Origin of the sequence: Leifsonia sp. NPDC056824 (assembly GCF_042789575.1) — a bacterium.
Lineage (GTDB): Bacteria > Actinomycetota > Actinomycetes > Actinomycetales > Microbacteriaceae > Leifsonia.
On record NZ_JBHUAV010000001.1, the window covers coordinates 1,112,801 to 1,119,246 of the forward strand.

Annotated in this window: 9 protein-coding genes; 2 read left to right on the plus strand and 7 right to left on the minus strand. The window is 69.3% G+C overall.

Translation table 11 applies throughout. From position 1 onward, the window contains the following. Positions 1-58 precede the first annotated feature (58 nt). Together ACFRFH_RS05580 and purB are read left to right on the plus strand one after the other, a co-directional pair. The gene (locus ACFRFH_RS05580) at positions 59-448 is read left to right on the plus strand and encodes a phage holin family protein (protein ID WP_382462004.1); all 390 of its coding nucleotides are present in this window, start codon (positions 59-61) and stop codon (positions 446-448) included. Between the two features lie 61 nt (positions 449-509). Then, on the plus strand, positions 510-1,889 hold the full coding sequence (purB, locus tag ACFRFH_RS05585; protein WP_382462005.1) for an adenylosuccinate lyase: 1,380 nt from the start codon (positions 510-512) through the stop codon (positions 1,887-1,889). Between the two features lie 27 nt (positions 1,890-1,916). Here purB and ACFRFH_RS05590 read toward each other — a convergent pair whose 3' ends face one another. The 7 genes from ACFRFH_RS05590 to dnaB all read right to left on the minus strand — a co-directional run bounded on the left by ACFRFH_RS05590 (position 1,917) and on the right by dnaB (position 5,909). Next, complete coding sequence (locus tag ACFRFH_RS05590; RefSeq protein ID WP_382462006.1) at positions 1,917-2,276, minus strand: hypothetical protein; 360 nt, start codon at positions 2,274-2,276, stop codon at positions 1,917-1,919. Next, entirely contained in the window at positions 2,273-2,806 is a 534-nt protein-coding gene (locus ACFRFH_RS05595; protein ID WP_382462007.1) for a DUF308 domain-containing protein, read from the minus strand. The genes ACFRFH_RS05590 and ACFRFH_RS05595 overlap by 4 nt, the downstream gene beginning before the upstream one ends. Positions 2,807-2,997: 191 nt before the next feature. Further along, positions 2,998-3,504: a hypothetical protein gene (locus ACFRFH_RS05600; protein ID WP_382462008.1), complete on the minus strand. Its 507-nt coding sequence runs from the start codon at positions 3,502-3,504 to the stop codon at positions 2,998-3,000. A 107-nt stretch (positions 3,505-3,611) separates the two neighbouring features. Then, positions 3,612-3,869: a DUF4287 domain-containing protein gene (locus tag ACFRFH_RS05605; RefSeq protein ID WP_382462009.1), complete on the minus strand. Its 258-nt coding sequence runs from the start codon at positions 3,867-3,869 to the stop codon at positions 3,612-3,614. Positions 3,870-3,879: 10 nt separating this feature from the next. Beyond that, complete coding sequence (locus ACFRFH_RS05610) at positions 3,880-4,053, minus strand: hypothetical protein (protein ID WP_382462010.1); 174 nt, start codon at positions 4,051-4,053, stop codon at positions 3,880-3,882. Between the two features lie 31 nt (positions 4,054-4,084). Then, positions 4,085-4,372, minus strand: a complete 288-nt coding sequence (locus ACFRFH_RS05615; RefSeq protein ID WP_382462011.1) for a hypothetical protein — start codon at positions 4,370-4,372, stop codon at positions 4,085-4,087. Positions 4,373-4,535: 163 nt separating this feature from the next. Continuing rightward, complete coding sequence (gene dnaB, locus ACFRFH_RS05620) at positions 4,536-5,909, minus strand: replicative DNA helicase (RefSeq protein WP_382462012.1); 1,374 nt, start codon at positions 5,907-5,909, stop codon at positions 4,536-4,538. Between the last annotated feature and the right edge of the window lie 537 nt (positions 5,910-6,446).

Sequence of the window (6,446 nt, forward strand, 5' to 3'; positions counted from 1 at the left end):
CCGCGACTCTAGCGGCGAGCCCCTGTCCCCCGCGCCTCCCGTTTGGGAGGATGTGGCCATGCGATTCCTGCTCAAGGTGATCATCAACGCGGTGGCCCTCTGGCTGACGACCCTCATCGTCAGCGGCATCACCGTCGTCCCCTACGCCCCCGGCACCACGGCGACCGTCCTGACCTACCTGCTCGTCGCTCTCATCTTCGGCGTGGTCAACGCGATCGTCGGCACGGCGATCCGCATCGTCGCCTTCCCGATCTACATCCTGACGCTGGGGCTCATCTCGTTCATCGTGAACGGGCTGCTGCTGCTCCTGGTGTCGTGGATCAGCGGCCTGATGGGGTTCGGCCTCCACGTCGCCGGCTTCTGGTGGGGCGTCCTCGGCGCCCTGGTGCTCGGAATCATCGCCTGGCTGATCGGCCTGATCTTCCGGCCGTTCACGCGCGAGCGCTGAGCCCCTCGCGAGTGCGGGAGAATAGAGGCGATCCCACCACGCCGATTCCGCGAGGAGCCTCATGACCGCCCTGCCTCCCCAGCCGCTCAGCCCCCTGGACGGCCGCTACCGGTCCGCGGTGCTCGGCCTCGGCGACCACCTGTCGGAGGCGGGCCTCAACCGGGCGCGCGTCCAGGTCGAGGTGGAGTGGCTCATCTACCTGACGGGCCACCGGATGTTCGGCTCCTCCCCGCTCACCGACGAGCAGGTCGGCCAGCTCCGCGCCCTCGCCGACGAGTTCGGCCAGCCCGAGATCGACCGCCTCGCCGAGCTGGAGGCCACCACCAAGCACGACGTGAAGGCCGTCGAGTACTTGGTGCGCGAGCGCCTGCATGCCCTCGGTCTCGACCACATCGCCGAGCTCACGCACTTCGCCGCGACCAGCGAGGACATCAACAACCTCTCCTACGCGCTCACCGTCAGCGCCGCGGTCGCCCAGGTGTGGCTGCCCGCATTCCGCGCCGTCATCGGCGAGCTGCGCGCGCAGGCGGTCCAGTACCGCGACGACGCCATGCTCGCCCGCACGCACGGACAGCCCGCGACGCCCACGACGATGGGCAAGGAGCTCGCCGTCTTCGTGCACCGCCTCGACCGCATCCGCACGCAGGTGGAGGCCACCGAGTACCTGGGCAAGTTCAGCGGCGCGACCGGCACCTTCGCCGCGCACCTCGTCGCCGACCCCGACGCCGACTGGCCCCGCATCTCGCAGGAGTTCGTGGAGAGCCTCGGCCTCGACTGGAACCCGCTGACCACTCAGATCGAGTCGCACGACTGGCAGGCGGAGCTGTACTCCCGCATCTCGCACGCCAACCGCGTCCTCCACAACCTGTGCACGGACGTCTGGACGTACATCTCGCTCGGCTACTTCCGGCAGACCCCGGAGCCCGGCGCGACCGGCTCCTCGACCATGCCGCACAAGGTCAACCCGATCCGGTTCGAGAACGCGGAGGCCAACCTCGAGCTCTCCAGCGCCGTCCTCGACTCCCTCGCCGCCACGCTGGTGACGAGCCGCCTGCAGCGCGATCTCACCGACTCGACCACGCAGCGCAACATCGGCGTGGGCCTCGGCCACTCGCTCCTCGCGCTCGACAACATCCAGCGCGGCCTCGCCCAGATCTCGCTCGACCGCGCCGCGCTCGCGACGGACCTCGACCTCAACTGGGAGGTTCTGGCGGAGGCCATCCAGACGGTCATCCGCGCGGAGGTCACCGCCGGCCGCTCCACGATCTCCGACCCGTACGCGCTGCTCAAGGAGCTGACCCGCGGCAAGCGCGTCGACCACGAGGCGCTCACGGCGTTCGTGGACGGCCTGGAGATCGGTCAGGCGGCGAAGAACCGCCTGCTGGCGCTCACGCCCGCCGGGTACGTGGGGCTGGCGTCGGAGCTGGTCGACCGGCTCTGACGCCGCAGACGCCGGGCGCCGCGGGGCTCAGTGCCCGCGGGGCTCCCGGTCGTCGCCGTCGTTCGGGGTGCCCGGCTTCGGGGCGTCGCCGTGGCCCGCGGCCTTCTCCTGGGCTTCGACGTCCTGCTCGTGGATGTCCTCCACCTCGGCCGCGTTCGGCTTGAACGCGAGGGCGAACAGCGCCATCAGCACGAGCGACAGGATGAACGCGATCCCGAGCGCGACGCCGGCGAGGATGAACTCCCGCGTCGCGATCAGGACGATGAGGCCGACGAACACGCCGAGTCCCGCGGAGATGCCGAGCAGCTCGGCGGGCAGGAAGCGGTCGCGGCGGGTCGGCTGGAGGCTGTTGGTCACGCTGGGGTCTTTCTTGTCGCGCTTGGTCACGTTCCGCTCTCCGTCCGGCGGGCGGCCGCGGCGGAGCGGGCCGCCGATCGCAGGGAGGCCGCGCCGATGCCCTGGAAGACGCCGACGATCACAGCCCAGGCCCCGAACAGGCCGATGGCGAGCACGGCGTCGGCCGGCACGAAGACGAGCACCAGGGCCAGGATCGCGGTGAGCCCTCCGGTGATGAGCCAGTCACGCGCGGCCGCGTCGTTCCGGCGCTCGCGGAGACCGCTGTAGAGCTCGAGGATGCCGGTGAGCGCCGCCCACACGGTCACGACGTAGAGGTAGAGGCCCAGCCCGCTGGTGTTGAGGGCGATCGCGAACACTCCGGCGAGGATGCCGATGCAGCCCTGCACGGCGAATAGCGTCCGGGAGAGGCCCTTCGGTGCGAACAGGAGGCTGAGGACGCTGGTTGCGAGCCCGTCGGCCACCGCGAAGACGCCGAAGACGATGAGGCCGAACTGGGGAGTGTGCGCGTCGCGGGTGAAGGTGACGACGGCGGCCGCGGCGAGCGCGACGATCGCGCGCACAGCGGGGACGACCCAATAACGGCTCGAGTTCGGATCGCCCTGATTCTGGGGAACGGCGGGTGCCACTCGGCGACCTCTCTCAGTCAGGATGCGGTCCCAGTCTAGTCGCGGGCTACCTGCGCGTTTGCCGCGCGGAAGCCTCCCGCCGCCGCTGCGAATCCTCAGATTGGGGGGAAATGGTGCGCCCGCGGCTAGGCGAGCGCGGGGAGGTCGTCGGCGTCCGGGCGCGCCCACGCGACGAGCCAGGCGAGCGCCCCGACGACGAGCACGAACGCACCGGTGGGCAGGACGGTGCCGCTGATGGGGTGGTTCCAGCTCAGTGCGACGAGGATGCCGGCCGCGGCGCCGAACAGCGTCGCGATCGCGAAGCCCGCCGACACGACCCGGGCGACGCCGGTCTGGAAGAGCGCGCGCACCGCCAGCGCGACGGCCACGATTGTCCAGGTGACGGCGAGCGGCGCCGCCACGAAGGCGCCGAAGTCGTCCTTCAGCAAGACCCCCGGCGCGACATAGACGATGCCCGCCGCGACCAGGAGCAGAACTCCGACTGCCGAGAGGCCCGCCAGCCGCGCACGCTCGGACCCCAGCCGCGCGACGGGTTCGAGGAGGGAAGGCCAGGTGAAGGCGAGCGCGAACGACACCACCGCGAGCGCGACGGGACCTGCGCCCTGCAGCAACGGGATGAGGACGGTGTTCATGTTTCCATTTGACGTGCCGGGGCGGGCGGGCGCGTCCTCCCTGAGGATGATCCGCCCTCGGAGAACGCTATGGACCGGCTATCGAACGGCCCCGGTCGGCGCGCCGCTCAGGCGCCTTCGGCCAACTTGCCTTTCGCGTAGCCGACGAGGGCGTTGGCGTGCCCGTGACCCATCCCGTACTCCGACTTCAACCAGCCGACGGCCTCCATGTAGGTCGCGCCGCCGTCGAGCCGCTCGACGACAAGGTCGAGCCACTCCTGCACAGGGCGGCCGTAGTTCTTCTCGATGCTCGGGAAGTACGAAGGCGGCCCCATGACCTTCTCGCCGGGTGCGAACACGGGCGCGACGACGCGGTGCTTGGCCATGCGGGGAAGCTTAGCGCCGGAAGCGGGTGGAGGTCCGGACGAAGACCACCACGACGACGACCACCACGATGACCGCGAGCAGCCACGTCGGTGGCCCTCCGGTGATGACCACGGTGTCGACACAGGTCCCGCCGGAGGGGGGAGCGGTGGCGCAGGACGCGTGGACGAGCTGCAGGAGGGTCACGCCGACAGTGTGGCACGGCAACCGCGCAGGTCTACATCGGGATGATTTCGCCCACCTCGACGCTGCCCCCGTAGGAGAGGCCGGGGCATCCTTCGGCAAGCGCGGTCGCCGCAGTCAGGTCAGCCGCATCGACAAGCGCGTAGCCGGACAATGCGTTGGCTCCGGCGGACGTTCCGAGCAGCTTGGTCGCCCCGACGCGGCTGCCCATGTCGGTTACCGCCGAGTCGAGCTTCTGGAACCAGGCGCCCCAGGCAGCGACCTCCTCCTCGGTGGCGTTCACAGCGGGGTCGTTGCGGAAAGCAAAAACGAAAGCAGACATGATGAACTCCTTCTGATTCTGGTCGACGTCAGATGTCGACTCAGCAGTACGACGTGCGAGCGCATACAAAATCGACACGTCAGAGAAGGTGGTTCTGCTGCACGGAGAGGTGACATGAGATGGCCTCCCGGAACGCGACCGACGGCGACGCCGACGGTTCTGGCTACATCGGCGCCATGTCCGCGAACCGGGAGTACATGCCCTGGAACGCCACCGTGACGGTCTTAGTCGGCCCGTTGCGGTGCTTCGCGACGATCAGGTCGGCCTCGCCCGCGCGGGGGTTGTCCTTCTCGTAGGCGGACTCGCGGTGGAGGAGGATGACGACGTCGGCGTCCTGCTCGATCGAGCCCGACTCGCGGAGGTCGCTCAGGGCGGGGAGCTTGTCGGCGCGCTGCTCCGGGCCACGGTTCAGCTGGGACAGGGCGATCACGGGGACCTGCAGCTCCTTGGCGAGAAGCTTCAGGGCGCGGGAGAACTCGCTGACCTCCTGCTGGCGGCTCTCGACGCGCTTGCCGCTCGTCATGAGCTGCAGGTAGTCGATGATGACCATCTTGAGGCCGACGCGCTGTTTGAGGCGGCGGCACTTGGCGCGGATCTCGACCAGCGTCATGTTGGGGCTGTCGTCGATGTAGAGCGGGGCGTCGTTGATGCGGCCGCGCGTGGAGGCGATGGTCGTCCAGTCGCGGTTGTCGACCGTTCCCTTGCGCATGTGCTGCAGCGGGACCGTCGCCTCGGCGGAGAGGAGGCGCATCGCGATCTCGCTGCGCCCCATCTCGAGCGAGAAGAAGATGGTCGGCATGTCGTGCTTGATGGCGGCGGCGCGTGCGAAGTCGAGCGCCAGCGTGGACTTTCCGAGGGCGGGGCGTGCAGCGACGATGACCATCTGGCCGGGGTGGAGTCCGTTGGTCAGCTCGTCGAGCTCGGCGAAGCCGGTCGGCACGCCGGTCATCGAGCCGTCCTTGTGCTTGGCCGCCTCGATCTCGTCGATCGCGACCGTCACCGCCTCGGTGAGCGGGACGTAGTCCTCGACCTCCTGGTGGCCGGTGACGGAGTAGATCTCGGCCTGCGCGTTGTTGACGAGGTCGAGGACCTCGCCCTCCGCCTTGTAGCCCATCTGCGTGATGCGGGTGCCGGCCTCCACCAGTCGGCGCAGCAGCGCCTTCTCGGTGACGATGTTGGCGTAGTAGCCGGCGTTCGCGGCGGTGGGGACGAGGCTCGTGAGCGTGTGCAGGTACTCGGCGCCGCCGGCGCGCGACAGCTCGCCCAGCTTGGTCAGCTCGTCGGTGACGGTGATGACGTCGGTCGGCTCGCCGTGCGAGTACAGCGAGAGGATCGCGTCGTAGATGATCTCGTGCTTGGGGATGTAGAAGTCCGTGCCGCGCACGACCTCGACGACGTCGGCGACGGCGTCCTTGCTGAGGAGCATGCCGCCGAGGGCGCTCTGCTCGGCCAGCAGGTCGTGCGGTGGGGTGCGCTCGGGAGAACGGACCTCGCCCAGTTCGCGGCTGTCGGCGAGACCGATGTGGGCGATCGACACGTACTCTCCTCAGTTCTGCTTGTTCCGGGTGCGCACCATTCGATGCGGCCCTCTTATACAGCATGCGCCGCCGCCGGCTGGATGACGCGCGGGCGCGCCGGGTGCTCCGCAGCCTTCTGCGAGCCGATCTTCGGCGGGCTTCCGTCGACGTCGCTCCACCCTACGAACCTGCTCGGCGCGCCCACAACTCCACCTGTGGATAACTTTGGGGATAATCTGGGCGAAACGCCGACGCGTCTGTGCAGAAGGTGTGGGAAGTGCTGTGGAAAACCAAAAAACTTTGCGCCGAAACGCCGCTTTGATCTGGCCTTTCTGTTTCCACAGGCTGTGTGTAAAAAGTTCCCTGAGGCCTGTGGTGGAGCCCGTCCGGCGGGCCCTGCGCGCTGTGGATGGAGCCGGGGAAAACTCTGCTTAACGAGGTGTAGCGGGGGGGGGGCGCCCCCCCCCCCCCCGCGGGTGTTTACGGGGGGACCTGGCGGGCCACCCCCGCGCCGCGCGGAAGGGCCCGCAGTACTGGGGGGGGCGGGGCGGGGCCCC

Excerpts from the sequence above, each read along its gene's own strand:
- ACFRFH_RS05580 (WP_382462004.1), top strand. The coding sequence starts at position 59 with ATGCGATTCCTGCTCAAGGTGATCATCAACGCGGTGGCCCTCTGGCTG.
- purB (WP_382462005.1), top strand. The coding sequence starts at position 510 with ATGACCGCCCTGCCTCCCCAGCCGCTCAGCCCCCTGGACGGCCGCTAC.
- ACFRFH_RS05600 (WP_382462008.1), bottom strand. The coding sequence starts at position 3,504 with ATGAACACCGTCCTCATCCCGTTGCTGCAGGGCGCAGGTCCCGTCGCG.
- ACFRFH_RS05605 (WP_382462009.1), bottom strand. The coding sequence starts at position 3,869 with ATGGCCAAGCACCGCGTCGTCGCGCCCGTGTTCGCACCCGGCGAGAAG.
- ACFRFH_RS05615 (WP_382462011.1), bottom strand. The coding sequence starts at position 4,372 with ATGTCTGCTTTCGTTTTTGCTTTCCGCAACGACCCCGCTGTGAACGCC.